Annotated in this window: 2 protein-coding genes; both read left to right on the forward strand. The window is 57.6% G+C overall.

The annotated features are described in order from the left end of the window. The coding region (locus B5F35_RS19415) for a DUF6017 domain-containing protein (RefSeq protein ID WP_242969596.1) at nucleotides 1-105 on the forward strand (105 nt) is incomplete at its 5' end. A gap of 5 nt (nucleotides 106-110) precedes the next feature. Continuing rightward, the coding region (locus B5F35_RS18340) for a PcfB family protein (RefSeq protein ID WP_087243105.1) at nucleotides 111-540 on the forward strand (430 nt) is incomplete at its 3' end.

Raw genomic sequence — 540 nt, forward strand, 5'->3', positions numbered from 1 at the left:
AAGAAATACCTGCTGGCCGCTTTGTATAACGCCCCGGCCACCATCGACAGCTACTACACTTCCCTGGTGAGCCACGATATGTACGGCGGCGGAGATCGGAGGTGATGTGCGTGCAGGAAGAAATCACCCAGGGCGTGGTCTCTCTTTCGGTGGAGACCGGCAAGATGACGGCGGACCTGCTCCAAAAGGCTGTGAAAAAGGTGCTGGAGGAGATGCAGAAGAAGCCCTCCCAGCGCAGCTTACACCAGGGAAAACAGACCCTGCACCAGCTCAAACAGCATGGGGCCTCCCTGACCAACATCGAGATCACGGAGCAGAACATCAAGGCGTTTTCGGCGGTGGCGAAGAAGTATGACATCGACTATGCCCTGAAAAAGGACCCCACAACCGACCCACCGCACTACTATGTGTTCTTCAAGGCGAAGGATAAAGACCAGCTCCAGCCGGCCTTCAAGGAGTTCACCGCCATGACCCTGGGCCGGGAGAATCGCCCCACCATCCGGGAGAGGCTGGCCCAGGCTCAGGAACAGTCAAAGACCA

Origin of the sequence: Anaeromassilibacillus sp. An200, assembly GCF_002160025.1 — a bacterium.
Taxonomy (GTDB): domain Bacteria; phylum Bacillota; class Clostridia; order Oscillospirales; family Acutalibacteraceae; genus Caccousia; species Caccousia stercoris.